Source organism: Halomonas sp. AOP7-B1-5, from assembly GCF_052353045.1.
Lineage (GTDB): Bacteria > Pseudomonadota > Gammaproteobacteria > Pseudomonadales > Halomonadaceae > Vreelandella > Vreelandella colorata.
The window spans coordinates 1-415 of the sequence record NZ_JBQTDC010000137.1 but is presented as its reverse complement, the minus strand read 5'-3'; the positions used below and the strand labels follow the sequence as shown (position 1 = coordinate 415).

The 415-nt window shown below is 51.1% G+C and carries 2 tRNA genes; both read left to right on the top strand.

What is annotated here, in order from left to right:
• The first annotated feature begins 132 nt into the window (after nt 1-132).
• Nucleotides 133-209: transfer RNA gene (locus tag ACT3XD_RS19750), tRNA-Ile, on the top strand.
• Between the two features lie 118 nt (nt 210-327).
• Nucleotides 328-403: transfer RNA gene (locus tag ACT3XD_RS19745), tRNA-Ala, on the top strand.
• Nucleotides 404-415 lie beyond the last annotated feature (12 nt).

The window sequence follows — 415 nt, the reverse complement described above, 5'->3', positions numbered from 1 at the left end:
TCATAGAGCAAACGGTTTAAGCACGATCCCCTCTTGGGTCTGTAGTTCAGTTGGTTAGAGCGCACCCCTGACCTTAATGGAGAGGAGGGTGAGGTCGGCTAGCTAGCAACGCCTTTGAGGCGGTAGTAAACCGGGTCTGTAGCTCAGTTGGTTAGAGCGCACCCCTGATAAGGGTGAGGTCGGCAGTTCAAGTCTGCCCAGACCCACCAAATTTTATCCAACACTGCGTTATTTTATAGCTCGCATAGCAGGCTATGCTTCGCAATAAAATGCCTTGTCTTGAATAAAATTACCCGGAAGTGGTTTTGAGATAGTTGTTAGATAGATGGGGCCATAGCTCAGCTGGGAGAGCGCCTGCCTTGCACGCAGGAGGTCAGCGGTTCGATCCCGCTTGGCTCCACCATTATGTTGGTTG